Consider the following 26,107-nt stretch of genomic DNA (forward strand, 5'->3'; position numbering starts at 1 on the left):
GGAGCGGAGTCCAGGGGGTGTCGGAGCCGGTCCCGGTCCCCCGGCCCACGGCGGGGACCGGGTCCGTGTCACTCCGCCGCGTGGGTGCGCGCGTACCCCCCAGTAGAGTGCGGCTGCGTCGTCCACCGAACATCCGAGGTACCCGGCCCGTGTCCCCCGCATCGCCCCCGCCCCCCGTCCCGCCGCCCGCGACCCCCGTGAGCGTGGTCGGAATCGGGGCCGACGGATGGGCCGGACTGACCGGGCCCGCGCGTTCCGCGCTGCTGGGCGCCGAGGTCCTGATCGGCGCGGAGCGCCAGCTGCGGCTGCTGCCGACCGGGTGCGAGGGCCGGCGCGTGCCGTGGCCGTCGCCCCTGCGGCCCGCCGTACGAGGACTGCTCACCGCCCACGCCGGAAGCCGGATCGCCGTCCTGGCCAGCGGTGACCCGATGTTCTACGGGATCGGCCGGGCCCTCACCGAGGAACTGGGCGCCGGGGCGCTGCACGTGGTGCCGCATCCGTCCTCGGTGTCGTACGCCTGCGCGCGGCTCGGCTGGCCGCTGGAGGACACCGGCACGGTCACCCTGGTCGGCCGCCCCCTGGCCCGGCTGGCCGCCGCGCTGCACCACGGGCGGCGGCTGCTGGTGCTGAGCGCGGACGCGGCCACGCCCGCCGCCGTGGCCGCCCTGCTGCGGGACCGGGGCTTCGGGCCCAGCCGGATGCGGGTGCTCGAACAGCTCGGCGGCACGGACGAGGACTGCCTGGACGGGACCGCCGCCACCTGGGCGCACCCGCCCGGTGACCCGCTCAACATCGTTGCGGTGGACTGCCGGAGCGCCCCGGACACACCGCGCCTCGGCGCCGTACCGGGACTGCCGGACACGGCGTACGAGCACGACGGGCAGCTCACCAAACGCCATGTGCGGGCCACCACGCTCGGCGTCCTGGCGCCCGCGCCCGGTGAGCTGCTGTGGGACGTCGGCGGCGGCTCCGGTTCGATCGCCGTCGAGTGGCTGCGGACCCATCCGTCCTGCCGTGCGATCACCGTGGAACGCGACCCGGAGCGCGCGGAGCGCATCGCCCGCAACGCGGACCGGCTGGGGGTGCCCTCACTGCGGGTCGTCACCGGCGCGGCGCCGGACGCGCTGGCCGGACTGCCCGCACCCGACGCGGTGTTCATCGGCGGCGGCCTCACCGCCCCCGGTCTGCTGGACGCCTGCTGGGACGCGCTGCCCGCCGGGGGCCGGCTGGTCGCCAACACTGTCACGCTGGAGTCCGAGGCGCTGCTGGCCGACCGCTACCGGACGTCCGGCGGCGACCTGGTGCGCCTCGCGGTGGCCCACGCCGTGCCGGTCGGCGGATTCACGGGCTGGCGCCAGGCCATGCCCGTCACCCAGTGGTCCGTGCGCAAGCCCTTCCCGACCCACCCAGGAGACAACTGATGACCGTGTACTTCATCGGCGCGGGCCCCGGTGCCGCCGACCTGATCACGGTGCGCGGCGCCCGTGTCCTCGCCGCCAGTCCGGTCTGCCTGTACGCGGGCAGCCTGGTGCCGAGGGAACTCCTCGCCGAGTGCCCGCCGGACGCCCGGCTGATCGACACCGCCCAGCTCGACATCGACCGGATCACCGCCGAACTGGTCGCCGCCCACCGGGACGGCCATGACGTGGCCCGGCTGCACTCCGGGGACCCCTCGGTGTTCAGCGCGGTCAACGAGCAGATGCGGCGGCTCGACGAGGCGGGCGTGCCGTACGAGGTCGTGCCCGGGGTGCCCGCGTTCGCCGCGGCCGCCGCGTCGTTGAAGCGGGAGCTGACGGTACCCACGGTGGGTCAGACGGTGATCCTCACCCGGATCGCCCAGCAGGCCACCGCGATGCCCGAGGGCGAGGACCTGGCCACGCTGGGCCGCAGCGGCGCGCTGATCGTGCTGCACCTCGCGGCGCGGTACGTGGACCGGGTGGTCGCCGAACTCCTGCCGCACTACGGGTCCGCGTGCCCGGCGGCGGTGGTGGCGATGGCGTCCCGGCCGGACGAGATCGTGCTGCGCGGGACGCTGGACTCGATCGCGGAGCAGGTGAGGGCGGCGGAGGTGACCCGGACCGCGGTGATCATGGTGGGCCGGACCCTGGGCGCGGAGCAGTTCCACGACAGCCACCTCTACTCCCCGGCCCGCGACCGCCACACGTGCTGACCGGCTGACCCGGGGGCCGAGCGCCCTCACCGCGACCGCCCCGCGTCCCCACGGGCCGGGCGCGGCCGACTCACCGCACCGCGCTTCGCCCGACCACCGTTCCCGCGCGATCGACGCAGATCACGTCCACCGCGACCGGCGCCCCGCGCAGCACCGAGAGCGCCTGGTCCCGGGCGGCCACCGCCACCAGGTCACCCAGCGGCACACCGGCCGCCGCACACAACTGGAGGGCCGCCAGGCCCGTGTTGGCGACCTCGATCTCCGCGGTCAGCTCCTCGCTCGCCCCGCCCTGCCGCGCCAGCCGTGCCAGGTACGGCTTGTCGACCTGGGAGCGCCCCGAGTGCAGATCCAGATGGCCCGCGGCGAGCTTGGACAGCTTGGCGAACCCGCCGCAGATCGTCAGCCGCTCCACCGGATGGCGGCGTACGTACTTCAGGACGGCGCCCGCGAAGTCGCCCATGTCCAGCAGGGCGATCTCCGGCAGTCCGTACTCGGCGACCACCGTCTTCTCCGAGGTCGAGCCCGTGCATCCGGCCACATGCCGGTGCCCGGCCGCCAGGGCGACGTCCACGCCCCGGCGGATCGAGTCGATCCACGCCGAGCAGGAGTAGGGCACCACCACTCCGGTCGTCCCGAGGATTGACAGCCCGCCCAGGATGCCCAGACGAATGTTCCACGTGAAACGTGCGATCTCCTCGCCGTCGTCCACCGCGACCGTGATCTCGACATCGCCCGTACCGCCGTGCTCGGCAGCCACCCGCGCCATGTGCTCCCGCATCATCTGGCGGGGCACCGGGTTGATCGCGGGTTCCCCGACGTCGAGCGGCAGGCCGGGCAGCGTCACCGTCCCCACGCCGGGGCCGGCCCGGAACACCACTCCGGACCCCGGCGGGAGCAGCCGTACCGTGGCCCGTACCAGCGCCCCGTGCGTCACATCGGGGTCGTCCCCCGCGTCCTTGACCACTCCGGCCGTGGCGCGGCCGTCGGCCCGCTCCTCCACCGCCAGGGCGAAGGCCGGGGTCTGGCCCCGCGGCAGCGTGATGGTCACCGGGTCGGGGAACTCACCGGTCAGCAGCGCGGTGTACGCGGCCGTGGCGGCGGCCGTGGCGCAGGCGCCGGTGGTCCAGCCCGGCCGCAGACCGGTGTGCTTGAGTTGGGCGTCGCGCCCGCCCCGGGCCTGCTCACCGCTCATGGACGGACCGATCGATGACCCTGCACGTACTCGTCCTCGGCGGCACGACGGAGGCCCGCCGCCTGGCAGGGGCCCTGTCCATCGCGGACGGGTCCACCGCGGACGGGCCGCGGGTGACCAGCTCACTCGCCGGGCGGGTGGCCCACCCGAAACTGCCCCCGGGCGAGGTACGCGTCGGCGGCTTCGGCGGAGCCGACGGCATGGCGGAGTGGATCCGCGCACACCGCGTGAGTGCGGTCATCGACGCCACCCATCCCTTCGCCCGAACGATCAGTTTCCACGCGGCCTCGGCGGCCCGCGCCACCCATGTTCCTCTGCTGGCGCTGCGCAGGCCCGGCTGGGTACCCGTGGCGGGCGACCGATGGCACCCGGCCGACTCCCTGGAGGAGGCCGCCCGGCTGCTCCCCGGGCTGGGGCGGCGCGTCTTCCTCACGACGGGCCGTATGGGGCTGGCCGCCTTCGCCGGCCTGGACGCGCTGTGGTTCCTGGCGCGTTCGGTGGACGCCCCCGAGCCCCCGCTCCCGGCGCACACGGAGGTCCTGCTGGACCGGGGCCCGTTCTCGCTGGAGGGCGAGCGGGCACTGATCCACCGGCACCGCGTCGACGTCCTCGTCACCAAGGACAGCGGCGGCGAGGCGACCGCGCCGAAGCTCACCGCCGCCCGTGAGGCGGGCATCCCGGTGGTCGTGGTCCGGCGGCCGCCGGTCCCGGACGGCGTCCCGGTGGCCGCGACCCCCGAGGAGGCCGTCGCCTGGCTCCGCACCCTGGAGGGGTGACGCGGGTCAGGCCTCCGGATAGCGGCGCGGCGTCCAGACGATCTGCTCGCCGCCGCCCCGGCGTACCCACCGGGTCTGCGAGGACCCCACGATGAGCACGGTCCGCATGTCCACCCCCGCCGGGTCCAGATCGGCGAGCCGCACGGTGCGCACGCTCTCCGCCGGGCCGCCGACGTCCCGGCCGAGCACCACGGGTGTGTCCGGCGAGCGGTGCTCCAGCAGCAGGTCGCGGGCCTTGCCGACCTGCCAGGTCCGGCTGCGGGAGCCGGGGTTGTAGAGGGCGATCACCAGATCCGCCGAGGCCGCCGCGCGCAGCCGCTCCGCGATGACCTCCCACGGCTTGAGCCGGTCGGAGAGCGAGAGGGTGGCGTAGTCGTGCCCCAGCGGGGCCCCCGCCCGCGCGGCGGCCGCGTTGGCCGCGGTCACTCCGGGCAGCACCCGGACCGGGACGTCGGCGTACGCGTCCTGCGAGGCCACCTCCAGCACGGCCGTGGCCATGGCGAAGACCCCGGGGTCACCGCCCGACACCACGGCCACCCGGTGTCCCCGGCGTGCCAGGTCGAGGGCGAACTCGGCGCGTTCGGACTCGACCTTGTTGTCCGAGCCGTGGCGTCGCTGTCCCGGCCGGACGGGGACCCGGTCCAGGTAGGTGGTGTAGCCGACCAGGTCGTCGGCGGCGGCCAGCGCCCCGCGCGTCTCGGGCGTCAGCCAGAGCGGTCCGGCCGGACCGGTGCCGACCACGACGACCTCGCCGGGGCCGGTCCCGACGTCGGCGGCCGATGCGGCAGGGCCTGATGAGTCGGGGGCCGGTGAGGGGAGATCCGGTGCGGGGCGGGGTGCGTCGATCCGGCTCGGCAGCACCGCGACCGCGAAGTACGGGACCGAGCCGGGGTCCGTCCCGGCGAGGTCCCCGGTGCGCTCCCCGGCCATCGTGGCGCGTTCGACGTACCGCGCCTCGGGCAGCCGCCCCGACGCCTCGAACGCGCGGCGCACGGCCGGGAACGTACGGCCCAGCTTCATCACCACCGCGGAGTCCGTGGCGGCGAGCCGGGCCGTCAGCTCCTCCTCGGGCAGGGTGCCGGGCAGGATCGTCAGCACCTCCTCGCCCTCGACGAGCGGGGTGCCCAGCCGGGCGGCGGCGGCGCTGACCGAAGTGACGCCGGGGACGACCTCGGTGGGGTACCGGTCCGCGAGCCGCTTGTGCATGTGCATGTACGAGCCGTAGAAGAGCGGGTCGCCCTCGGCCAGGACGGCGACGGTGCGCCCGGCGTCGAGGTGCGCCGCGAGACGGGCGGCGGCCTCGGCGTAGAACTCCTCCAGCGCGCCCCGGTAGCCGCCCGGGTGGTCGGTGGTCTCCGTCGTGACCGGGTAGACCAGCGCCTCCTCGACGTGGTCGGGACGGATGTGCGCGGCCGCGATGGACCGGGCGATGGAGCGGCCGTGCCGGGCGGAGTGGTAGGCGACGACATCGGCCCCGGCGATGACCTCCACCGCCCGCACCGTCATCAGGGACGGGTCGCCGGGGCCCAGCCCGACCCCGTAGAGCCGTCCGGGGGTCCCGGCCCGCTGCTGTTCGCTCACGGCGCTCACTCCTGCTCGCTGGCGATCGCGTTGAGGGCGGCCGCGGCGATGGCGCTGCCGCCCCGCCGACCGCGTACGACGAGGTGTTCGAGCCCGGAGGGGTGGGCGGCCAGGGCGTCCTTGGACTCGGCGGCCCCGACGAAGCCGACCGGCACACCGATGACGGCGGCGGGGCGGGGAGCGCCCTCCTCGATCATCTCCAGCAGCCGGAAGAGCGCGGTGGGCGCGTTGCCGACGGCGACGACGGCCCCCTCCATGCGGTCCCGCCACAGCTCCAGCGCGGCGGCGCTGCGGGTGGTGCCGAGCCGCGCGGCCAGCTCGGGGACGGCCGGATCGGACAGGGTGCACACCACGTCGTTGTCCGCGGGCAGCCGCTTGCGGGTGACACCGCTGGCGACCATGGCCACGTCGCACAGGATGGGCGCGCCGGAGCGCAGCGCCGCACGGGCGTCGGCCACCACGTTCGGCGAGAAGCCCAGGTCACGTACGAGGTCGACCATGCCGCAGGCGTGGATCATGCGGACGGCGACCTGGCTCACGTCGGCGGGCAGCCCGGCCAGGTCCGCCTCCGCGCGGATGGTGGCGAAGGACTGGCGGTAGATCGCCGGTCCGTCCTTCTCGTACTGGTGCACAGTGCTGTCGCTTTCTTCCTGGGGTGGTGCGGATTCTTCCTGGGGTGGTGCGGACGCTGGTCGCCGATGTCCGGTCAGGCGGTACGGGTCCCGCGCGCGGACGCCACCGCCGAGGCGAGCGCGGCCGGATCGTCCCCGACCGCCGTGAGGACCTCCGCGCGGTCCCCGTGGACGCGGGAGATCCGGTGGCCGCCGTCCGGTGCGGCGACCACGTCGATCCACTCCCCGTGCGGGTGGCCGCAGCGGCGCTCGCACCCGGACCAGTACACGGGGAGCCGTCCGGGTTCCCCGACGGCGGCCGCCGCGTGGGCCCGTACGTCGGCCAGGGACTTGGCGCAGCCGGGCCGGCCGATACAGGCGCCGACCCCGGCCCACCCGGAGCCGGGACCGGTGATCAGACCGGCCGCCGCGAGGGAGGCGAGGTGTCCGGGCGCCTCGTCGGCCGGGACCCCAGTGACGACGGCACCGCGCCAGGGGGTGAGCCGGAGCCCGCCGCCCCCGGACAGCAGCCGCCACTGCGCGGCGCTCATCCGCCCGAGCGGTACGCCGACGGCGAGCGCGGTGGAGCCACGGCCGCCGGGAACCGGCCCGGGGGCGGGCGGCCGGGCCTCCGGCGGACGCGGGCGCCGGTGGGTCACGGCGTCGGTCCCGGCCCGGCGCAGCCGCCGCAGCACCGCGCCCGGCAGTGCGGCGGCCTCGGCACCGGCCAGGTCCCCCACCCGCCAGGCGCCGGTGTCACGGGCCGCGTCCAGGAACGTCTCGGCGGCGAGCAGGGCGGCGCGGGGGGCCTCGGCGGCCGGAACGGCGAGGACGGTGTCCGTCGCGCCGACGCGGAGCAGGGCGCCGCCGCCGTGGGCGATCAGGGTGACGTCGGCGCCGAGGGCGTCCACGTCCCCCCGGCCGTCGTCCAGCGCGAACAGGAAGCGGCCGGAGAGCGCCGTGGCCCTCTCGTCGGCGCAGATCAGCCGGTCCAGGGCGGTCAGCCACGGCCCGACGTCCCCGTCACCGAGACCGTCGAGCCCGGAGAGGGGGGAGGCGACGACGTTGCGTATCCGTTCATGGCGTGCGGAGGGCAGCAGGCCCGCCCCGGCCAGCAGCTCCGCCAGCCCTGGTCCGCCGTCCTCGGCGAGACCGCGCAGCTGCACGTTGCCCCGGGAGGTGAGATGCAACTCACCGTCACCGAGCCGCTCGGCCGCACGGCCCAGCACCTCGGCCTGAGGGGGTGTCAGCACCCCGCCGGGTATGCGGATCCGCGCCAGCGCGCCGTCGTCGGCCCGGTGCAGGCGCAGGGTCCCGGGGCAGGCGTCGCCGCTGCTCCGGGCACATGCGGCACCCGGGGACGGGGGCGGCGGAGGGGATGCGGACATGGCGGCGAGCATACCGACCGTGACCATCGCGCACCCTGGTCGTCACTGTGACGTACCGGACATCGCGCACGGCCGTGCCCGGACCGGGGCCGTGCGAGCGGAGCCGCCCCTCTCCGGGCCGGGGGCCGTCTGGTCAAAGCCCCCCACCTGCTGCCCAAGGGCTGTCCCGTCATCCCTGGTGGATCAGCGCGCGGCGTCAGATGCGGTGGATCGCAAGGCGGAGGGACGTCCGCATACGGGATGTATTCGGGCGTCCCGACGACGCGGCGAGGTGCCGTAGCTGTCGTCGTGCGCCCGCCAGGGATGACGGGACAGCCCTTAGTATGCCTAGCGGCGGTCCGCTCGGGCCGCCACCGCCAGACGGCGACATGGGAGGAAGCCCGGTGAGAATCCGGCGCGGTCCCGCCACTGTGAACCCGGTCCGCACCGGGTGAGCCAGGAACTCCCTTCCCCGAGCGCTCGGTCCCACCGGGCCGGGACCCGCATTCGACACCGCCCGGGGCGTGGACACCCCGAGGAAGGGCTGACGCCGCATGATCCTGCTCCTGTCGACGTCCGACACCGATCTGCTGAGTGCCCGCGCCTGCGGCGGCCCGGTCGGCTTCCGCTACGCCAACCCCTCCCGGCTCCCGCTCCAGGACCTCCCGGACCTGCTGGAGGGCACCGACCTCGTCGTCGTACGGCTCCTCGGCGGTGTCCGCGCCTGGCAGGAGGGCCTCGACCAGGTGCTGGCCACCGGCCGCCCCGTCGTCGTACTCACCGGTGAACAGGCCCCCGACGCCCAGCTGATGGCCGCTTCCACCGTCCCCATAGGCATCGCCGCCGAGGCGCACGCCTACCTCGCGCACGGCGGCCCCGCCAACCTGGAGCAGCTGGCCCGCTTCCTCTCGGACACCGTGCTGCTCACCGGGCACGGCTTCGAGCCGCCCGCCCCGGCCCCCGCCTGGGGCCCGCTGGAGCGCACCGCCCGCGAGGTCACCGGCCCGACCGTCGCCGTGCTCTACTACCGCGCCCACCACATGAGCGGCAACACCGCGTTCGTCGAGGCGCTCTGCACCGCCGTCGAGGACGCGGGCGCCCGCCCCCTCCCGCTGTACGTCGCCTCGCTGCGCACCCCCGAACCCGAACTGATCGACGAACTGCGGGCCGCCGACGCCGTCGTGACGACCGTCCTCGCGGCGGGCGGCACCAAGCCGGCCACGGCCTCGGCGGGCGGCGACGACGAGTCGTGGGACGCGGGGGCCCTCACCGGCCTCGACGTACCCGTCCTCCAGGCGCTCTGCCTCACCAGCCCGCGCGCCGCCTGGCAGGAGAACGACGAGGGCGTCTCCCCGCTGGATGCCGCGACCCAGATCGCCGTCCCCGAGTTCGACGGCCGTCTGATCACCGTCCCGTTCTCCTTCAAGGAGATCGACGAGGACGGCCTGCCCGCGTACGTCGCCGACCCGGAGCGGGCCGCCCGGGTCGCCGGGATCGCCGTACGCCACGCCCGGCTGCGCCACATCCCGGCCGCAGAGAAGCGGATCGCGCTCGTCCTGTCCGCGTACCCGACCAAGCACTCCCGCATCGGCAACGCGGTCGGCCTCGACACCCCCGCCAGCGCCGTCGCCCTGCTGCGCCGACTGCGCGCCGAGGGCTACGACTTCGGGCCCGAGGACGAGATCCCCGGCCTGGTCTCCGGCGACGGCGACGAGCTGATCTACGCGCTGATCGAGGCGGGCGGCCACGACCAGGAGTGGCTCACCGAGGAGCAGCTGGCCCGCAACCCGGTCCGCATCCCCGCCGCCGACTACCGGCGCTGGTTCGCCACCCTGCCCGCCGAGCTGCGCGAGGCCGTCGAGGAGCACTGGGGCCCGGCGCCCGGCGAGATGTTCCTCGACCGGTCCCGCAACCCGGAGGGCGACATCGTGCTGGCCGCCCTGCGCCGCGGCAACCTGCTGGTCCTCATCCAGCCGCCGCGCGGCTTCGGCGAGAACCCGATCGCGATCTACCACGACCCCGATCTGCCGCCCTCGCACCACTACCTGGCCGCCTACCGCTGGATAGCCGCCCCGGCCGAGGACAACGGCTTCGGCGCCGACGCGATGATCCACCTCGGCAAGCACGGCAACCTGGAGTGGCTGCCCGGCAAGAACGCCGGGCTGTCCGCCGCCTGCGGCCCCGACGCGGCCCTGGGCGACCTGCCGCTGGTCTACCCCTTCCTGGTGAACGACCCGGGCGAGGGCACCCAGGCCAAGCGCCGGGTGCACGCCACCCTGGTCGACCACCTGGTGCCGCCCATGGCCCGCGCCGACAGCTACGGCGACATCGCCCGCCTCGAACAACTCCTGGACGAGCACGCCCAGATCGCCGCGATGGACCCGGCGAAGCTGCCCGCGATCCGCGCCCAGATCTGGACGCTCATCCAGGCCGCGAAGCTCGACCACGACCTCGGACTCGAAGACCGGCCCGAGGACGAGGGCTTCGACGAGTTCATCATGCATCTCGACGGCTGGCTCTGTGAGATCAAGGACGTCCAGATCCGGGACGGTCTGCACGTCCTGGGCGGTGCCCCGGCCGGGAAGGACCGCGTCAACCTGGTCCTGGCCGTACTGCGCGCCCGCCAGATCTGGGGCGGGACGGCGTCGCTGCCCGGACTGCGCGAGGCGCTCGGCCTCGACGAGTCCGCGGCCACCCGCACCGCCGCCGACACCGTCGAGGAGCAGGCCCGCGCCCTGGTCCAGGCGATGGAGGACGCCGGCTGGGACCCTGCCGCCGTCGCCACCGTCGCCGGGGGACACCCCGCGGCCGTCGCGGACATCCTCGACTTCGCCGCCCGCGAGGTCGTGCCCCGCCTCGCCGCGACCACGGACGAACTCGCCCACACCGTCCACGCGTTGAACGGCGGCTTCGTCCCGGCGGGACCGTCCGGATCGCCGCTGCGCGGCCTGGTCAACGTGCTGCCGACCGGCCGTAACTTCTACTCCGTGGACCCCAAGGCCGTCCCCTCCCGGCTCGCCTGGGAGACCGGCCAGGCGCTCGCCGACTCGCTGCTGGAGCGCTACCGCGCCGACAACGGCGAGTGGCCCACCTCCGTCGGCCTGTCCCTGTGGGGCACCAGCGCCATGCGCACCGCAGGCGACGACATCGCCGAGGCCTTCGCCCTGCTCGGCGTCCGCCCCGTCTGGGACGACGCCTCGCGCCGCGTCACCGGCCTGGAGCCGATCCCGTACGAGGAGCTGGGGCGGCCCAGGATCGACGTCACCCTGCGGATCTCCGGCTTCTTCCGGGACGCCTTCCCGCACACGGTCGGTCTGCTGGACGACGCCGTACGGCTGGCCGCCTCCCTCGACGAGCCCGCCGAGCGGAACTTCGTACGCGCCCACACCCAGGCCGACCTGGCCGAACACGGCGACGAACGGCGCGCCACCACCCGTATCTTCGGCTCCCGGCCGGGAACCTACGGGGCGGGGCTGCTCCAGCTCATCGACTCCCGCGACTGGCGCACGGACGCCGACCTCGCCGAGGTGTACACGGTGTGGGGCGGCTACGCCTACGGCCGCGAGCTCGACGGGCGCCCGGCCCGGGAAGAGATGGAGAGCGCGTACAAGCGCATCGCCGTCGCCGCGAAGAACACCGACACCCGTGAGCACGACATCGCGGACTCGGACGACTACTTCCAGTACCACGGCGGCATGGTCGCGACCGTACGGGCGCTGAAGGGCACCGCCCCCGAGGCGTACATCGGGGACTCCACCCGCCCCGAGACGGTCCGCACCCGCACCCTGGTCGAGGAGACGTCCCGGGTCTTCCGCGCCCGCGTCGTCAACCCGAAGTGGATCGAGGCGATGCGGCGCCACGGCTACAAGGGCGCCTTCGAACTGGCCGCCACCGTCGACTACCTCTTCGGGTACGACGCGACGACGGGCGTGGTCGCGGACTGGATGTACGACAAGCTCACCGAGACGTACGTCCTGGACCCGACGAACCGCGAGTTCCTCCAGCAGGCCAACCCCTGGGCGCTGCACGGCATCGCGGAACGCCTCCTGGAGGCGGAGTCCCGGGGCATGTGGGAGAAGCCCGACCCGGCGGTCCTCGACGCGCTGCGTCAGGTCTTCCTGGAGACCGAGGGCGATCTGGAGGGCGAGGACTGAGCGGGCGGGAGGGGACGGGCCCCGTGGCCCCGTCCCCTCCCGCCTCCCGCGGCTCCCCGTCTCAGCCGGCCGACGAACCCCCGGCTCCGCCGAACAGCTTGTACAGCACGTAGAGCACCGCCACCGCCGGGATGACGAAGATGAAGACGGGGAACTCGTAGGTGCCGGACGTCTGGTTGGCGACGTAGAAGCCGTAGCCGGTGAAGAGCGCGCCGCCGAGCAGGGCGTAGACGCGGTCCTTCAGGGAGAGAACGGGGGCGAAGGCGGCCCCGATCAGGATGAGTCCGGAGATCACGGAGAAGATCTCGTACGCGGTCCACTGCATGGTGAAGTCCTTCCGGGGTGGTGGGGCGGGTGCCCCGTGACGAGGGGCGTGTGTCGGCGGCCGGAGCGGCCGTGGGCGGCTGTGGGTGGCCGTGGTGGGCAGCGGGCGGGTGGCGCGGGGGTGCGCCGGGTGGTGCGGGGGTGCGCCGGGTGTACGTGCGCGTGGGGCGGGAGCCCGCTCAGGGCCGCCACCAGCGCCGGGGGCGGGGCCGCTCGTCCACGCGCACGTCGCGGCCGGCGAAGTTGTTGCCGGGGCCGACGCGCAGATCGCCGCCCGCCGAGAACGAGAGACCGCCCTCGCGAGGCGCCTCCCGGTCGGCGGCGGTGGCGGCCGGGCCCGGGGACGCCTCGGCGGCGACCCGGCGGGCCGCGTCCTCGTCCCCCGGGACGTGCAGCCAGGCCCGTACCGCCGTCTCCTTGACGTGTACGTCCACCGCGTGGAAGGCCTGCGGGGCGATGCCCGGATAGCCGCCGCGCACCACGTCCTCGTGGATGGTCTCGGAGACCAGTACCGCGAGATCGCCGCGGGCCGCCGCGACGGCCTTCCGCAGCGGGTCGCTGTCGCACAGCCGGAACGCCCGGATCACCGCGTGGCCGCCGATGCCGTGCTCGTCGAGGTGGACGTCGCCCGCGTGGACGGCGACCCGCAGCCTCAGCAGCGGATCGCCGCGCCGCCGGCGTCCCAGCGCCGCGTCGAGGCGCGGCAGGACCTCGCCGAGGACCATCGACTTGGGGACCTGCCCCGGGACGACCACCAGCAGGCCGTCGCCACGGTCCTCGTGCGCGCAGGAGGACCAGAGGGGCTCGGTGAACGCGGCGCGGAACTCGTCGTACAACGCCTCACGGGTACGCATCTGGTCGGCGCCGTCACGCGTGCTGAACCGTTCGACGTCGGCGACCAGGAGGGTCGCGTGTGCGGGCGGGCCCATGGGGGCGGCCCCTTCGGGACGCGGCAGGCCGCGGTCGGGGCTCATGACGGGATCGGGATTCCGCCGAGCTTCAGATTGCCTTCCTTGGAGTCCACGAGGGAGAGGAAGACACCGCCGCCCAGCTTGACCAGGCCGTAGTCCGAGGCACCGAGCTGCCACCGGCCCCCGGACCATTCGAGCGGGATGGTGCCCTCCTTCTTCCCGTCCCAGCTCAGCGGCACCTGCGCGGCCGTGGCGCTCGCGGTGGCCTCGCCGATGGTGACGGCGTCCACCTTGCGGCGGTACTCCGGACTCCGCCCGGCGAACGCCCCCGAGAGGCTCTTCTCGCATCCGGCGTCTCCGGGCGCGACGAGCGTGCACCAGGAGGCGGCGTCACCGATCCGTTCCGCGACGCGGATCTCCTCGGCGGTGCGGACGGCCCCGGCCGCACCGGGTTCACCGACCACCGAGACGTCGACCCCGCTCTCCGCGGTCGCGTAGTGGACCCCGCCCCACGCGGCTCCCACGACGACCGCCACGGCGGCGGTCAGCGAGATCACGGGATGACTCCGCACGGACGTCTTGATCTTGGTGATGTTGATGTCGCCGAGCGCGAAGTTCGAACGTGTGGTGCGGATGTTGCCTTTGGCCTGAAAGGTGATGTTGCGATCACCCCTGGCGGTCTGATCGCCCCGTGGATCCGGCTGGTCTGTCACGTGTTTCTCCTGGGCCCGCTCCTGCAAGTGGGAAGCATGGAACCAGGTGGATTGCGAACAAAAAGCGTCACCTGACGCCTAGTTGGCCCGCAGGACCCATAGTTACTTCATGGCAATCTTATGTTTCTGGGACATGCTGGACGATACGGAAAAGGCGGCCCTGGGCGGTTTCGGCCGTACCCGTGCCTACCGGGCCGGACAGCGTCTCGTGGCCGAAACCGATGTGGACTGCTGGACGGGCGTCATAGCCGAGGGCACCTGTCGGGTCACGGGCGGCCGGGAGGACGGCAGTCGCTCCTATCTCGCCGCGCGGGGGCCCGGCGACATCATCGGGGAGATGGCCGCCGTGCGCGGTGCCCGGCGCACGGCCGAGGTGACGGCGGTGACCCGGGTGGTCGTGCACGTCCTTCCCGCGTCGAAGTTCCAGCGGCTCCTGGAGACGCATCCGTCCTTCACCCGTCATCTGCTGACCGTGGCGCTGGACCGGCTCCAGGAGGCGGACCGGCGCCGCTCCGAGCTCGCGGTGGCCGCGACCGAGGTGCGGCTGAACCGGATGCTGGTGCGGCTGGCCCGTACGGAGGGGGTCCCCGTCCCCGGCTCGCGGGGCGTGGTGCTGCACGGGGTCGCGCAGACGGACCTGGCGGAGTGGTGCGGGGTGAGCCGGGCCTCGGTGCAGCGGCAGCTCAGGCGCCTCGCGGCCGAGGGGCTGCTCCGGGCGGGGCCCCGGCGGCGGGAGCTGACTGTCCTGGACCCGGACGAACTGATGGCCTCGACCGCGCGGGCGAAGGCGTGAGGGAGGGCGGCGGGCACCCGGGGCCACGCCGCTCCCGCGCCCGCCCGGGTGTGACGGTCTGGCGGTCGTGACGGTCCGGCCGGTGTGACGGCGTGACGGTCGCGCGGTTTGGCGGGTGTGACGGTCTGGGGCGGGTGTGACGATCAGACACTCCTGAGGCGGGAGTGGCATTCCTCACAGCGATTGCACAGGGAGTGGGCGCAACTGCGCCCTTTCGCCCTTTCCATCCGCCCCCGTACCGAGTGGCCGACCTCAACGGCCGCAGAATTTCCGCTGGTTGAGGGCGAGGCCGGTCCTACGATCACAGCAGGCCGTATCGCGTGACCCATTCCGCCGCGGCCCCTTCTCGCTTTCTCCCGGACCCCGAAGGGCTCTTGTGAAGATTCGTCGGCTCCTTGCCACGGCTGTCGCGGCCGCCGTGACCGCCCCTGCCGTACTGCTCTCCGTCACCCCGGCGTTCGCCGACACCAAGCCGGCGGCCCAGACGCAGGACAAGCCCTCCGTCGCGGAGCTGGAAAAGGCCGCGGCCGCGGCGAAGAAGGTGTACGACAACGCGGTCGCCGCCGAGAAGGCCGCGTACGCGGCCGTGGAAGAGGCGATGTCCGACACCACGCCGCTCGCGGTGGCCTGGACCGCCGCCCGTACGGCCGCGGACGAGGCCGCCGCGGCGAAGACCACCGCCGACCAGGCCGTCGTGGACGCGAAGGCCGTGGTCGAGGACCTCCCGGAGACGGCCACCGAGGAGGAGAGGGACGCCGCGGCGGCAGCGGTCACCGAGGCCGAGGCCGCCGCCGCGACCGCCGCCGGGACCAGCACCGCCGCCGACGCGAAGGTGAAGGAGGCCGGGAAGGCCCTCGACGACTACCGGGTCGACGCCGCGCGGGCACTCTCCCTGGCGCGGGACGCCACGAAGGAGGCGCTCGCGGCCAAGACCGCCGCCGACGAGGCGCTGGCCAAGGCGAAGGAGGAAGAGGCCGAGGGCGGCGAGGACTGCGTTCCCGAGGCCAGGCTCACCACCGTGGTGACGGGCCTCCCGTCCACTGTCGTCGCCGGCACGAAGGTCGACTTCAAGCTCCGGGTGACCAACGGCACCGGCACGACGATGGACGAGGTGTACCCGTTCGTCTACGTCCACGCCACCGACAAGAGCGGGCTCAAGGACACCGAGGACCTGCTGCGCCTCCAGTGGTCCAGCGTCTCGTCCCCGAAGTGGCACACCGTCGACAACGAGCACTACATCGACGCCGTCAGCCCGCTGAAGGCCGGTGCCCACGCCGACGTCAAGCTGCGCCTCACGGTGGACGCCTCCGCCCCCGCGGGCCACGGCGTCACCTTCGTCGCCGGTGACTACTTCAACGAGGACGGGTCGTGCGGCGGGTCGCCGGACCTCCAGGAGTACGACTTCAAGATCGCCGCCGCGGGCAGCAAGCCCGGCAACGTGGACGACGCGAAGCCGGGCAAGACCCAGTCGAAGACTCCGGGCCACACCGCGCAGGGCAACGCCTCGGCCACCCCCGTGGGCACCTCGACCGGAACCCTCGCCGCGACGGGGACCTCCGCGACGTCGCAGATGGCCCTCGCGAGCGGCGCGGCCATGGTGATCGGCGCGGGCGCGGTCTTCGTCGTACGCCGCCGCAAGGCCGACACAGGCGCCTGACCGTACGAAACGGCGCCTGAGCGTAAGGACGCGGGCGCCTGACCGTACGGACGCAGGCGCCTGACCGTACGAAACGGGGGCGCCTGACGTACGGGCGGCGGGGCGACCGGCCGGACGTCCCCGCCGGCCGGTCGCCCCCGCCCCGGCCACCTCGGAGCCCGCCACCGGCAATCACCGCCGGCGGCGGGCTCCTGGCGTACGAGCCCGTCCACGGGGCACGACGCGTGCGGGCGTGGCCAGGGCCGGAGTAGGGGCCTTCCGGGGCTGAGGGGTCGAGGCCGAGGACGAGGGGCCACAGGTTGGGAGACCGGAGGACCGGGTCGAAAAACAGGTGGTGCCGCGGACCCCACGCCCCCTACCGTGAGGGCACTTCGACGAACGTTCCCCCGGAAGCACGCCGCAGAGCGGGAACGTCCCACCTCGCAGAGGTGCCGGAGGGGCGGCAGTGACTTTGTCGACCCTTCCTCTCGGAGGCCACCTTCATGAACGTGGGTATCGGTCTGCCCATCGGCGACCCCACCACCCTGCTCACCTGGGCCCGACGTGCCGACGCCGGGCCGTTCAGCACGCTCGGCCTGCTGGACCGGCTCGTCTACGACAACCCGGAACCCCTGGTCGCCCTCGCCGTCCTGGCCGGTGCGACCTCCCGTATCCGCGTCCAGACCGAGGTGCTCCTCGCTCCTCTGCGCGACACGGCCCTGCTGGCCAAGCAGGCGGCCACCGTGGACCGGATGACCGGGGGCCGCCTGGTCCTCGGCCTCGGCATCGGCGGCCGGGAGGACGACCACCGGGCCGCGGGCACCGATCTGCGGACCCGGGGCCGTCGCCTGGACGAGCAGATGGCGGTGATGCGCCGCCTCTGGTCCGGCGAAGCGTACGGCGACGGCGTCGGCCCGATCGGCCCGGCACCCGCCCGGCCCACGGGCCCCGAGGTGCTGTTCGGCGGCTTCCGGCCCGCCGCGCTCGAACGTGTCGCCCGCTGGGGCGACGGCTTCCTCGCCGCCGCGGCGCCCTCCTGGGCGGACGGCCTGTTCGAGACCGTCCGGGCGTACTGGAGCCAGTACGGCCGCGACGGCGAACCACGCCTCGTCGCACAGGTCAACGTCGCACTCGGCCCCCAGCCCGTGATCGACGAGGCCCGAGCCGCCCTGCACGCCTACTACGCCTTCACGGGCATGGCCGACCGGATGGTGGCCGGGCTGCTCACCACGCCCACCGGGATCCGCGACACGATCACCGCCTTCGCCGGCCTCGGCGCCGACGAGGTGATGCTCTACTGCTACGGCCTCGACTCGGCCCAGGTGGACCGCCTGGCCGACGCCCTCTGACCGTCCCGGCGCCCCACGTACCCGTTGACGCCCCGACGCCCCGACGCTCAGACGGTCGTGGCGGGACGTGGGGTGCCGTGGAAGACCTGGGCGGTGTGCCAGGAACGGTGGGCGTCGGCGACGGGGCCGGCGCCCGGCTGCGGGCCGATGAGCGCACGGCCGGAGAGCATGACGACGTGCTCGCGGGCGGCGGTGCTGTGGCCGACGAAGCTCTGCGAGACGAGGATGCGGTGGCCCTCTCCGAGACCGAGCACGCCCTTGTCGAACAGCTTGTGGTGCAGCGGGCACAGGCACAGCCCGTTCTCCACCTCGTCCGGTCCGTCGAACGCCCACCAGCGCACATGGGCGGCCTCCAGCCCGACCGGTACCGCGCCGATCCTGCCGTCGTACCCGCAGAAGGCACACCGGTACTCGTACGCCGTCAGGACCATCTCCCGCATCCGCCGGTCCCGTTGCCTGCGTACGGCAGAGAGCGGCGCCGTCTCGGCCACCTCCAGCTCCAGGCCGACGGCCTCGCACAGCTCGCCGTGGAGGGAGGGCGGGAAGTTCAGGTCGAGCAGCACCCGGGCGATCCGGGGGAGCAGCGACGGCTCCCGCCGCAGCGCCGCCCGCAGCTCCGGCGTCAGCCGCCCGGTGGCGCCGGTCGCGCGCAGTTCCCTGACCCCGGTCCCGGGGCTGCCCGGCCCGCGCTCGGTACACACCTCCCACACGCCGTCACTCACCAGGTGATGGAAGGGATAGGCGGGGGTCGTCCGGTTACCGGGACCGTATTCGGCGAGCAGCCCCCGCAGGTCGTCCTCCACGGCGCTGTACCGCACCTCGTCATCGGCGTCCTGCTGGAACCGGCTGAGCGTGTACAGGAACAGCAACGGCTTGTGCGGAGCCCGCGTCCCGCTCCTCGTCCACTGCCTCAACCGCGCGGCGCGCTCGACCCAGTCCATGGTCGGCGATCGTAGTGGCGGCTTGTCCCGGCGCTTGGTCCTGGGGTGACGCGGCGGCCGGCCGGACACCGGGCCACGACGCGGGTCCCCGAACGGCGCGTCACCCGGCGCTCCATCACCTCGGGCGGCCCGAGTGCGGAGGGGACGGGGATGGGACGGCATGTGCCGCCGAACTGCCTCCGCCACACCGAGCCAACGGCTCAGAAGACCGAGGCGACGACGCCAACGACCCAGGCGCCGTACACCTTCAAACGATGTGACGTGCGGCAGTACAGCCGTGGCTTGCGACGCCCCGCCTGATTGATGCGCGTGTCACACCACCGGCACGGCAGTTGGCCGTAATACCGGCCGTCTTCCCCCAACTCAGCCCCAGCCATGAACACGCATCCTATTCCAGCTTCCACACCTCACACCGGCCTGCCGACAAACGGGCCGGGGCGGGCGGGGAGGCGGGGGCCGGGCGGAGCGAGGTGCATCGTGGCACCCCGAGATTCCTGAGATCATCGCCGCAGAAGTGCTCAAGGGGGCGGATGTCCATGTTCTTTCTGATCGTCGGCATGGTGATGGCTCTGACGCTCGGTGTGGTGGGGACGGTGACCTTGGCCACGGGCCGGGTCGCCGTGCCCTGGCTTCGCAAGGGTGTGGGACGACCCGGTGTCTGGGGCGCCGGCGTCATGCTGCTGGCAGCAGGGATCGCGGCCGCGCGGGTCGTACCGTTCGAGGCCGATATGGCGCTCATGCTGGGTGGACTTGTCCTGGTAGGGCTGTCGCAGGTCTTTGGGCGTCAGAGGGCACAGCAGACGAAGGAGTAGCGCGCGGCGGGCGGCAGTCTCCGGTGACGGCCGGCGTCGTACCACCTGTCGCCATCGGTTGCCGTTCGTGGATCCCCGCAGTACTTCGCGGGCCCCGACGGGCTCTCCTTCCATCGCACCGTGTGCTTGCTCCTTGCCCCTACCGTTCGACAGTAAGGGCCCAGAGGACGGTCGAGGGGGCGGTCACCTGGATACTCCCCTCACTGCGTGCTCTCTTCAGCCGGATCTCGTTGTAGGTGCTGCTGACTTCCTCGTCGACGCATTCCAGCGGGAAGGAGAGCCCCACCGGCTTGACGGTTACGTGGAGTGTTCCCTCGCCCTGGCAGTTGACCTGGACGGCCAGACCCCCGATGCCGATCTCCTTGGTCAGAGGAAGCTCGGCATTTCCTTTCCTGGACGCGACGGAGAGCAGCACCTGTCCGTCGTTGACCGGCTTGGGAGCCTGGGAAACCGTCTCGCCCTCGATGTGCTCAGACCGCTCGCCGGTCTGCGACGGACTGACACGCCCGGACGGAGAGGCGGGCGGGCCGGCCGGTGCGGACTTCGCCTCGCCGCTGCATCCGGTCAGCGCCAGGGCGGCGACCACGGCAATCGCGGCGAGGCTGAAGGAAGGGCGGCGGGCGGGAGCCGGGGCGATCAGCTCTCCCACAGGTGCCACCCAGCCTTCATGGGCGCGTAGATGCGCCTGAGTCAGGCCGCAGTACTCGCCGTTCCTGATGATGCCCATGAGGCACCTTTCCCCCGTGCCGTCCCGTTGCTGGGACGACGGTGGACTCAGTAGGCCACACACGCAAGTGGGAACACAGAGTTACGCATACGGCCTGAGCGTAACTTGAGTATGGATGAACCGCAGCGGTCCGGCCCGGACGGTTCACTTGGTGCCGGTGCAACGGCGGATCGCCGACCGGACGCTCTGCACCGCTCGCTCGCCAACCTCGGTGCGGCGGCGGGAGCGGCCCGGAGGATCTGCTGCCGAACGGCGCGACGTTCGACGGGGCCTGGGCCGCCCGCGGCCGCAACTTCCCGGTCGGGCCGCTGCCTTCCACCCGCTCGTCCGCGTCCGCCCGGGAGCGGTCGGGCAGGTTGACGGGCTGCCCGGCAGACGTGGTCGCGAGCGGATGCAGGGGGTCGGCCCCCAGACCAGGCGCAGAAGGGCAACCGGGACCACCGACGTTGAAGGGCCCCACCGCAAGCGGTGGGGCCCTTCAACGTATTGCCCGGTGAGAGCAATGGCGGAGGATACGAGATTCGAACTCGTGAGGGGTTGCCCCCAACACGCTTTCCAACTCTGCATGGTCACGTTCATCCTGGTTCGCAATCGTCCGTGGGCCGGGCTTCTGGGCGCCTGACAGGCTGGTTGAACGGGTGCGAACCTCCACGGATGAGACTGTCGTTGAGACTGCCAGTTCGCTCGGCCGTGCCTCGGCCACCTTCGACAGCGAGCGTGCGACAGGGGAGACTCCCGGCGTCTCGTGCCAATACCGTGAAGCGCCAGACAGCAGGAGGTCCGGTAAGGAACAATGGATAAGCTGTGTACAGAAAAGGGGTAGAGGCGCGTGGCAATCTTTGTAGTAGCCGAAGACGATAATAAACGCGGAGATCTTTTCAACGAAAGAATGAAAGACCTTGTTCACGCCCTCGGGTATGAAGTGACGCGAACCAACATACATAAACCCGGGCGTGAACTAGATATCGTAGCCAAGCATTCCCTAGAAGACCGGCGGGCGGTTATCGAATGCAAGGCAAAAAAGGAAAAAATCGGGGGAGGCGATATTAACAAATTCGTTGGTGCAATGGATGTTGAGCGGCGCGAGGGTGAGTCACTCTCGGGGTATTTTATCTCCACATCCGGCTTCACTGACTCTGCAGTCGAGCAGGAATCTAGCCGTAGAAACCGAGTCGCGCTTCTGGGTCCGAAGGAGATACAGGCTCAACTTCAGCGCGGGCGCATCGTGGTGTCCCTTCGGACTGCGTGCTATAAGGCCGGGCGGCTTAACCTGGGCCCGCAGCCATGGAAGGTCGATGACGAAGCAGATCTGGTGGCACACAGCTCAGGTTGGCTTTGGAGGATTCATTTCAAGTGCGCAGGAGAGCGAAAAGCGTACACGCTAATTCATGCAGATGGTAGTTTTCCTTCACGCGCAGCAGGAAGGAGTATCGCAAAATATCTAGAGCACAATTCGAGCGCTCGCCTTGCGTACATCGAGGGCGAACCTGAAATGACCGACGATGACATCGCGGACGTGCGCGAATCTTATTTTGAGTATGTCTCTTCCGAATATGGCGAGTTTACACTGGAGGGATTCCCGGTTGATCAACATTTGGGGTCAAAAAGCATTGAGCTAGAAGAATTGTACATCCCTCAATTCTTGGAAAAGGTCGAGAAAATCGATCTTGATGCCGATAATGACGAAGATAAAAACAGTGCCCGCCGAGAACGTCATCCAGTGCGTAAGATTCTTGAGGATTACAAAGCAATCACCGTCCTTGGATCCCCGGGTTCGGGAAAGTCTACCCTTGTGAAGAGGCTGGCAACTAGTTACGCAAACGCTCGTCGACGTGATCGCATTTCTGATGGATTGCCCGATAATAATTGGCTGCCCCTCGTAATTAAGTGCCGTGAAATTAGGTCTGCCGCTGAGGCTACCATCATCGAGATGCTGGGCGACATTCCGCGGCGCGCCGAGATGTCCTCCGGTGGAGAGGCGTTCGGAAAGCTTATTTCCCAGGTTCTGCGGGACGGTTCCGCTCTGCTGCTTGTAGACGGACTTGATGAGTTCGCTGACACGTCCGGTAGAGCTGGATTTCTGCGCAAGCTAAAAACATTCATGAGTAGGTATCCGCTGTGCACCGTATTGGTTACGAGCCGCGAGACCGGATTTCGTGAGGTTGCTGGATTCGTAAGCGAACATTTTGTTCAGTACAGAGTGTCCGAACTAAGTAATGATGAGATTACCTCCCTGACCATCGCGTGGCATAGGCAAGCGCACGGGAGGAATGCCTCAGTTCTGAGCCGGGCTGAAACTCTAGCTGCCCGGATTATCGAGACTGACAGGGTGAGGCGGTTGGCTGTGAATCCTCTCCTGTTGACAACGCTCTTGCTCGTTCAACGTTGGGTCGGTGATCTCCCACGCAAGCGCTCAGTTTTGTACGAGAAGGCTATCGAGCTATTGCTCATGACCTGGAATGTCGAGGGATACGATCCACTCGATTTGGATGAAGCTAAACCGCACTTGGCGTATCTCGCGCATGCCATGACTAGTTCCGGGCAGCAGCAGGTCAGCCAGGACGAGATGCTATCTCTTTTCCAAGAAGCTCGGGATAATTTGCCAGAGGTACTCGGATACAGCAAACTGCGTCCACGAGATCTTCTGCAGCGGATTGAGCTCAGAAGCAGCCTAGTAGCGCAGATCGGTCACGCCGTCCACAACGGAAAACTTCAACCAACTTATGAATTTAAGCATCTGACTTTTCAGGAGTACTTGACAGCGACTGCCATTGCACAGGGTTGGCACGTCGGCGCTCCTGTAGATGGACAGCACCTTGACGCCATCAAGCAGCATGTACTCGACTCGCGTTGGCATGAAGTTATCGCGCTCTACGGAGTGCTGGCCGGGCGGCGAGGAAAACTCCTGATTGAATATTTGTGCGACAGTATTGACGAGATCCTGACTGATCTTGCATCTTCGGCGGCGGGTGATGAAAGGGAGCCGTACGATTTGCGCCTGGTGGACCTCACCTATCTCACCTATCAGTGCCTTGACGATGAGGTTCAAGCGCCACCCGAGCTTGCTGATAGGGCTCTCGATCTGCTGATTCCCACTCTTGAGGATACATACTTCGACGGAATTATCACCAGTCGATATGGGGAACAATTGCTCCAGAAGGCAAGGGAGGAAATTTTGCATGCGAGCTTTGGCGACTCGCCATGTATCCCTATCCTCACTCGTCTTTTCTTTGTCAGTCTGCCCCAAGTTGCTGACCCAACGGATGTCGTGAGTCGGTTGGAGGCGCTGCTTGATTCCGGCGATGTGACTGAGCGAGTTGGTGCGCTTGGTTCTATTATGAGTCTTGCCTACTGGAGGTTTGGCGGTTTCGAAGAATTCCGAAACGGAAACCTTGACGAAGTTGCGAGTGTGCAGATCGCGAAGGAATGCATTCCAGCTGTGCTTAAATGCATACATGACCCTCACGTCGTGGTGCGCTTCACTTCATTGTGGGCGCTTTCCTGGACTGCCCGGTCGGTAGTGTTCGAATCAACTCGACAGGTCGAGCTCTTGCCAACCCTCATGGAGATATTCTTCGATGATCCAGATGGGGGCGTTAGGAGGATGGCTGGTTGGGCGCTTGTTGAGATCATGGAATATGAAAATGCTTCGAACGTTGAAATTTCCCCGGACCGGGTGCCGATTCTTGAGGAGCATCTTCTTGCGCACGATTCCCATGAGCTGCGAGCTTCGCTCTTTTTGTGTGCAGTCTCCGATAATGGTGATCTGATGCGGATGGCGAAAAAGCGCGTTCAAGAAGAGAAGCATAAGGCAGAATTTGAGAATAAGTTGCTCGAGTTTCTGACGCGATAGCTCTCCATCTATATTGTCTCGGACCAGGTAGGTGGCGCTGTCGGTTGTGTGCGGCACGCTGTGGGCGGGCCGGAAGGAGGGGCGTGGCAAACTTTGAGAGACGACGAGAAGAGGGGCGAGGTGTCTCAACAGGTCAATCCGCGAGGAACCTTCCTCAAGATCGCCGACACAGTCAGGGCACAGATCGAGGGTGACACTGAGATATCTGAACTGCCCTCCGCCGCAGAGCTGATGCGCGACTACGGAGTCTCTCGTGGGGTTGCTCTACGGGTCTTCGCTGTTCTGAAGAAGGATGGCCTGGCGGAGGCCGTGCCGGGCGGACAGTGGAGGGTTGTACGTTCCGGGGAGGACAGCAAACGTCGACCCTTGGCGGAACTGCTGAAGGACGTCATGTTTGATGATGACCTGGTGGTTGGGGCACGCTTCCCCAGCACGAGCGAGCTGAGTACTCGGTTCGGCGTCTCGCGGCCTACTGTGAGCAAGGCTCTCGACAAGTTGGAAGCTGCCGGCCTGTTGTCCGAGGCGCGCCAAGGCAAGCAGCGCACTGTCCGGGCGCTGCCAAAGCAAACGGAGTCTCCGGAATCTTGAAGACCACAGGATTGACAGAGTGGGCATACCCCCTCGCGGAGAAGCTGCCCGCCGAGCCACTCCCACGTCGGTGGGCTCATTGCCAGGGTGTGGCCGAGCGTGCCCGAACCCTGGCCCCGATCCTCGGGAAGGATGCCGAGCTGCTGGAGGCCGCAGCCGTCCTGCATGACATCGGGTACGCGCCAGACCTGGCCAAGACCGGGTTTCACCCGCTCGACGGCGCCCGGTACCTCCGGGACGTCGCGCATGCGGACGAGCGCATCGTGCGCCTGGTCGCTCACCACTCCTGTGCGTGGATGGAGGCCGAGGCGCGTGGGATGCGCGACGAACTGGAAGCCGAGTTCCGGCGCGAGCACCCTGACCTTGCCGACGTTGCTCTGCTACTGCGACATCAACACGACGCCAGATGGCACGTCGACGAACCCCGTGGACCGGGTGAACGAGATCACCGGCCGGTACGGGCCCGACAGCCTCATCGGTACTTTCATCCGTCGTGCGGAGCCGGAGATCCTTGCCTGCACTGCGCGGGTCGTGCTGCGGCTGGCAGAGGTCAAGCGTCAGCCGATGTAGGGCGTCGGCCGCGCCTCGTCCATGGCGTGCTCGATTCGGAGCCGCATGGTCGAGTGGATGTCGTACGTGGACAGGTCCGCTGGGGCAACCCAGCGGACCTGAGTTGTTTCGTCGCTCGTTCGTACGTCACCACCGACAGGGCGCGCGGAAGCAGATGCTGAACTGCTGTCGTGCCTCTCCGTCGTCGTAGAGCATCACGTGCCCGGGGTTGGTGTAGATCCCGGACGCGTCCATGACTTCGGCCTTGATGCCGGTCTCTTCCCAGACCTCGCGCACCACGGTGTCACTGATGGACTCGCCGACGTCGTGGCCGCCACCGGGCAGTGCCCAACGGCCGTTGTCCGAGCGCTGAATGAGCAGCACGGCACCTTCGTCGTTCCGCACGAACGCCACGACGGAAGGCACCACCGAGTTGGCCGGCGGGGCGTCAGGGTCATGCAGGTAGTCGATGCGTCCCATGTTCAGGCTCCCACCATGTCGTCGTCGATGACCGGGCGTGCGCTACCCCAGGTCTGTTCGCCGCTACGGGCGTAGGTGTCGAAGAGGCCGCCGCCAGGCTGCAGCGCGTCCAGGGCCGCTTGGTCGTCCGGTCGATCTGCCGAAGGACTGGTGAAGCTGCTGGAGCTCCCACCGCCGAGAGCAGGCACGCGAACGGGCGATCGCGGGGGAGGACTGGCGGGAGTTCGGGTTCGTCTTCACCTCTCCCGTGGGGGAGCCGTTGGTCCCGAGTACGGACTACCACGCCTGGAAGCGGCTGCTGACCGATGCGAAGGTTCGGGACGGGCGCCTGCACGATGCCCGGCACACCGCGGCAACGGTGTTGCTCATCCTCGGTGTCCCCGAACGAGTCGTGATGCAGATCATGGGCTGGTCGTCCACGGCGATGGCGGCCCGGTACCAGCACGTGACGGGCGGCATCCTGGCCGACGTCGCGCAGCGGGTCGGAGGACTCATCTGGGAAGTGGCCAACGACGCTGACGACAGTGGCGCGGAGGGCTCCGAAGAGTCTCGTTGAGACTACGAACGTCGAAGGCCCCCG

The 26,107-nt window shown here is 70.3% G+C and carries 20 protein-coding genes, 1 tRNA gene, 2 pseudogenes and 1 riboswitch; of the genes and pseudogenes, 12 read left to right on the forward strand and 11 right to left on the reverse strand.

Annotation, left to right across the window (positions count from 1 at the left end):
- Nucleotides 1–149 precede the first annotated feature (149 nt).
- Together cbiE and cobM are read left to right on the forward strand one after the other, a co-directional pair.
- Nucleotides 150–1,421 carry a precorrin-6y C5,15-methyltransferase (decarboxylating) subunit CbiE gene (gene cbiE, locus B9S64_RS16975; RefSeq protein WP_103492289.1) on the forward strand — a complete coding sequence of 424 codons (1,272 nt, stop codon included), beginning with the start codon at nucleotides 150–152 and terminating at the stop codon, nucleotides 1,419–1,421.
- Nucleotides 1,421–2,170, forward strand: a complete 750-nt coding sequence (gene cobM, locus B9S64_RS16980; protein ID WP_103492288.1) for a precorrin-4 C(11)-methyltransferase — start codon at nucleotides 1,421–1,423, stop codon at nucleotides 2,168–2,170. The genes cbiE and cobM overlap by 1 nt, the downstream gene beginning before the upstream one ends.
- 70 nt (nucleotides 2,171–2,240) lie before the next feature.
- On the opposite strand, the gene B9S64_RS16985 is transcribed toward cobM, so the two are convergent.
- Nucleotides 2,241–3,362, reverse strand: coding sequence for a cobalt-precorrin-5B (C(1))-methyltransferase (locus B9S64_RS16985; RefSeq protein ID WP_103492287.1), 1,122 nt, complete (start codon nucleotides 3,360–3,362; stop codon nucleotides 2,241–2,243).
- A 14-nt stretch (nucleotides 3,363–3,376) separates the two neighbouring features.
- On the opposite strand from B9S64_RS16985, the gene B9S64_RS16990 reads away from it, so the two are divergent.
- Entirely contained in the window at nucleotides 3,377–4,138 is a 762-nt protein-coding gene (locus B9S64_RS16990; protein WP_103492286.1) for a cobalt-precorrin-6A reductase, read from the forward strand.
- A 6-nt stretch (nucleotides 4,139–4,144) separates the two neighbouring features.
- Here the strand turns inward: B9S64_RS16990 and B9S64_RS16995 are convergent, their stop codons facing one another.
- From B9S64_RS16995 to B9S64_RS17005, 3 genes are all read right to left on the reverse strand, one after another.
- A complete protein-coding gene (locus B9S64_RS16995) occupies nucleotides 4,145–5,719 on the reverse strand; it encodes a precorrin-2 C(20)-methyltransferase (RefSeq protein WP_103492285.1) in 1,575 nt (524 codons plus the stop codon).
- 5 nt (nucleotides 5,720–5,724) lie between these two features.
- On the reverse strand, nucleotides 5,725–6,351 hold the full coding sequence (locus tag B9S64_RS17000) for a precorrin-8X methylmutase (RefSeq protein WP_028441792.1): 627 nt from the start codon (nucleotides 6,349–6,351) through the stop codon (nucleotides 5,725–5,727).
- 74 nt (nucleotides 6,352–6,425) lie between these two features.
- Entirely contained in the window at nucleotides 6,426–7,730 is a 1,305-nt protein-coding gene (locus tag B9S64_RS17005) for a cobalamin biosynthesis protein CobG (RefSeq protein WP_109492226.1), read from the reverse strand.
- A gap of 360 nt (nucleotides 7,731–8,090) precedes the next feature.
- Nucleotides 8,091–8,163, forward strand: a riboswitch (cobalamin riboswitch).
- Nucleotides 8,164–8,251: 88 nt separating this feature from the next.
- Between B9S64_RS17005 and cobN the strand changes: the two genes are divergently transcribed.
- Nucleotides 8,252–11,851 carry a cobaltochelatase subunit CobN gene (cobN, locus tag B9S64_RS17010; protein WP_103491027.1) on the forward strand — a complete coding sequence of 1,200 codons (3,600 nt, stop codon included), beginning with the start codon at nucleotides 8,252–8,254 and terminating at the stop codon, nucleotides 11,849–11,851.
- Between the two features lie 61 nt (nucleotides 11,852–11,912).
- Here the strand turns inward: cobN and B9S64_RS17015 are convergent, their stop codons facing one another.
- From B9S64_RS17015 to B9S64_RS17025, 3 genes are all read right to left on the reverse strand, one after another.
- Entirely contained in the window at nucleotides 11,913–12,176 is a 264-nt protein-coding gene (locus tag B9S64_RS17015; RefSeq protein ID WP_103491026.1) for a hypothetical protein, read from the reverse strand.
- 178 nt (nucleotides 12,177–12,354) lie between these two features.
- Nucleotides 12,355–13,149, reverse strand: coding sequence for an adenylate/guanylate cyclase (locus B9S64_RS17020; RefSeq protein WP_258317570.1), 795 nt, complete (start codon nucleotides 13,147–13,149; stop codon nucleotides 12,355–12,357).
- Nucleotides 13,146–13,799 carry a hypothetical protein gene (locus B9S64_RS17025; protein ID WP_237520901.1) on the reverse strand — a complete coding sequence of 218 codons (654 nt, stop codon included), beginning with the start codon at nucleotides 13,797–13,799 and terminating at the stop codon, nucleotides 13,146–13,148. Before B9S64_RS17025 ends, B9S64_RS17020 begins: the two co-directional genes overlap by 4 nt.
- Before the next feature lie 109 nt (nucleotides 13,800–13,908).
- Here B9S64_RS17025 and B9S64_RS17030 point away from each other — a divergent pair, with 109 nt between their 5' ends.
- The 3 genes from B9S64_RS17030 (at nucleotide 13,909) to B9S64_RS17040 (ending at nucleotide 17,577) form a co-directional block, all read left to right on the forward strand.
- Entirely contained in the window at nucleotides 13,909–14,592 is a 684-nt protein-coding gene (locus B9S64_RS17030; protein WP_103492777.1) for a Crp/Fnr family transcriptional regulator, read from the forward strand.
- Nucleotides 14,593–14,968: 376 nt separating this feature from the next.
- Nucleotides 14,969–16,249, forward strand: a complete 1,281-nt coding sequence (locus B9S64_RS17035) for an LPXTG cell wall anchor domain-containing protein (RefSeq protein WP_103492778.1) — start codon at nucleotides 14,969–14,971, stop codon at nucleotides 16,247–16,249.
- A 482-nt stretch (nucleotides 16,250–16,731) separates the two neighbouring features.
- A complete protein-coding gene (locus B9S64_RS17040; RefSeq protein ID WP_103492779.1) occupies nucleotides 16,732–17,577 on the forward strand; it encodes an LLM class flavin-dependent oxidoreductase in 846 nt (281 codons plus the stop codon).
- 47 nt (nucleotides 17,578–17,624) lie between these two features.
- Here B9S64_RS17040 and B9S64_RS17045 read toward each other — a convergent pair whose 3' ends face one another.
- The gene (locus tag B9S64_RS17045) at nucleotides 17,625–18,518 is read right to left on the reverse strand and encodes a phosphorothioated DNA-binding restriction endonuclease (protein ID WP_103492780.1); all 894 of its coding nucleotides are present in this window, start codon (nucleotides 18,516–18,518) and stop codon (nucleotides 17,625–17,627) included.
- A gap of 536 nt (nucleotides 18,519–19,054) precedes the next feature.
- Here B9S64_RS17045 and B9S64_RS17050 point away from each other — a divergent pair.
- Nucleotides 19,055–19,330 carry a hypothetical protein gene (locus B9S64_RS17050; protein WP_258037978.1) on the forward strand — a complete coding sequence of 92 codons (276 nt, stop codon included), beginning with the start codon at nucleotides 19,055–19,057 and terminating at the stop codon, nucleotides 19,328–19,330.
- Between the two features lie 139 nt (nucleotides 19,331–19,469).
- Here B9S64_RS17050 and B9S64_RS35070 read toward each other — a convergent pair whose 3' ends face one another.
- Both B9S64_RS35070 and B9S64_RS34490 read right to left on the reverse strand, forming a co-directional pair.
- On the reverse strand, nucleotides 19,470–20,057 hold the full coding sequence (locus B9S64_RS35070) for a hypothetical protein (RefSeq protein ID WP_258037979.1): 588 nt from the start codon (nucleotides 20,055–20,057) through the stop codon (nucleotides 19,470–19,472).
- Nucleotides 20,058–20,560: 503 nt separating this feature from the next.
- Nucleotides 20,561–20,654: transfer RNA gene (locus tag B9S64_RS34490), tRNA-OTHER, on the reverse strand.
- A gap of 232 nt (nucleotides 20,655–20,886) precedes the next feature.
- Here B9S64_RS34490 and B9S64_RS17060 point away from each other — a divergent pair.
- From B9S64_RS17060 to B9S64_RS17070, 3 genes and pseudogenes are all read left to right on the forward strand, one after another.
- Nucleotides 20,887–23,910 carry a restriction endonuclease gene (locus tag B9S64_RS17060; protein ID WP_146060153.1) on the forward strand — a complete coding sequence of 1,008 codons (3,024 nt, stop codon included), beginning with the start codon at nucleotides 20,887–20,889 and terminating at the stop codon, nucleotides 23,908–23,910.
- A gap of 93 nt (nucleotides 23,911–24,003) precedes the next feature.
- On the forward strand, nucleotides 24,004–24,498 hold the full coding sequence (locus tag B9S64_RS17065; protein WP_308460772.1) for a GntR family transcriptional regulator: 495 nt from the start codon (nucleotides 24,004–24,006) through the stop codon (nucleotides 24,496–24,498).
- Nucleotides 24,495–25,068: pseudogene (locus B9S64_RS17070) on the forward strand (HD domain-containing protein). The gene B9S64_RS17065 and the pseudogene B9S64_RS17070 overlap by 4 nt, the downstream one beginning before the upstream one ends.
- Here B9S64_RS17070 and B9S64_RS17075 read toward each other — a convergent pair.
- A pseudogene (locus B9S64_RS17075) lies at nucleotides 25,056–25,527 on the reverse strand (NUDIX domain-containing protein). The pseudogenes B9S64_RS17070 and B9S64_RS17075 overlap by 13 nt on opposite strands.
- 259 nt (nucleotides 25,528–25,786) lie before the next feature.
- Between B9S64_RS17075 and B9S64_RS17085 the strand changes: the two are divergent.
- The gene (locus B9S64_RS17085) at nucleotides 25,787–26,083 is read left to right on the forward strand and encodes a tyrosine-type recombinase/integrase (RefSeq protein ID WP_375153031.1); all 297 of its coding nucleotides are present in this window, start codon (nucleotides 25,787–25,789) and stop codon (nucleotides 26,081–26,083) included.
- Nucleotides 26,084–26,107 lie beyond the last annotated feature (24 nt).

The sequence above is a fragment of the Streptomyces sp. SM18 genome (genome assembly GCF_002910775.2).
GTDB lineage: Bacteria > Actinomycetota > Actinomycetes > Streptomycetales > Streptomycetaceae > Streptomyces > Streptomyces halstedii.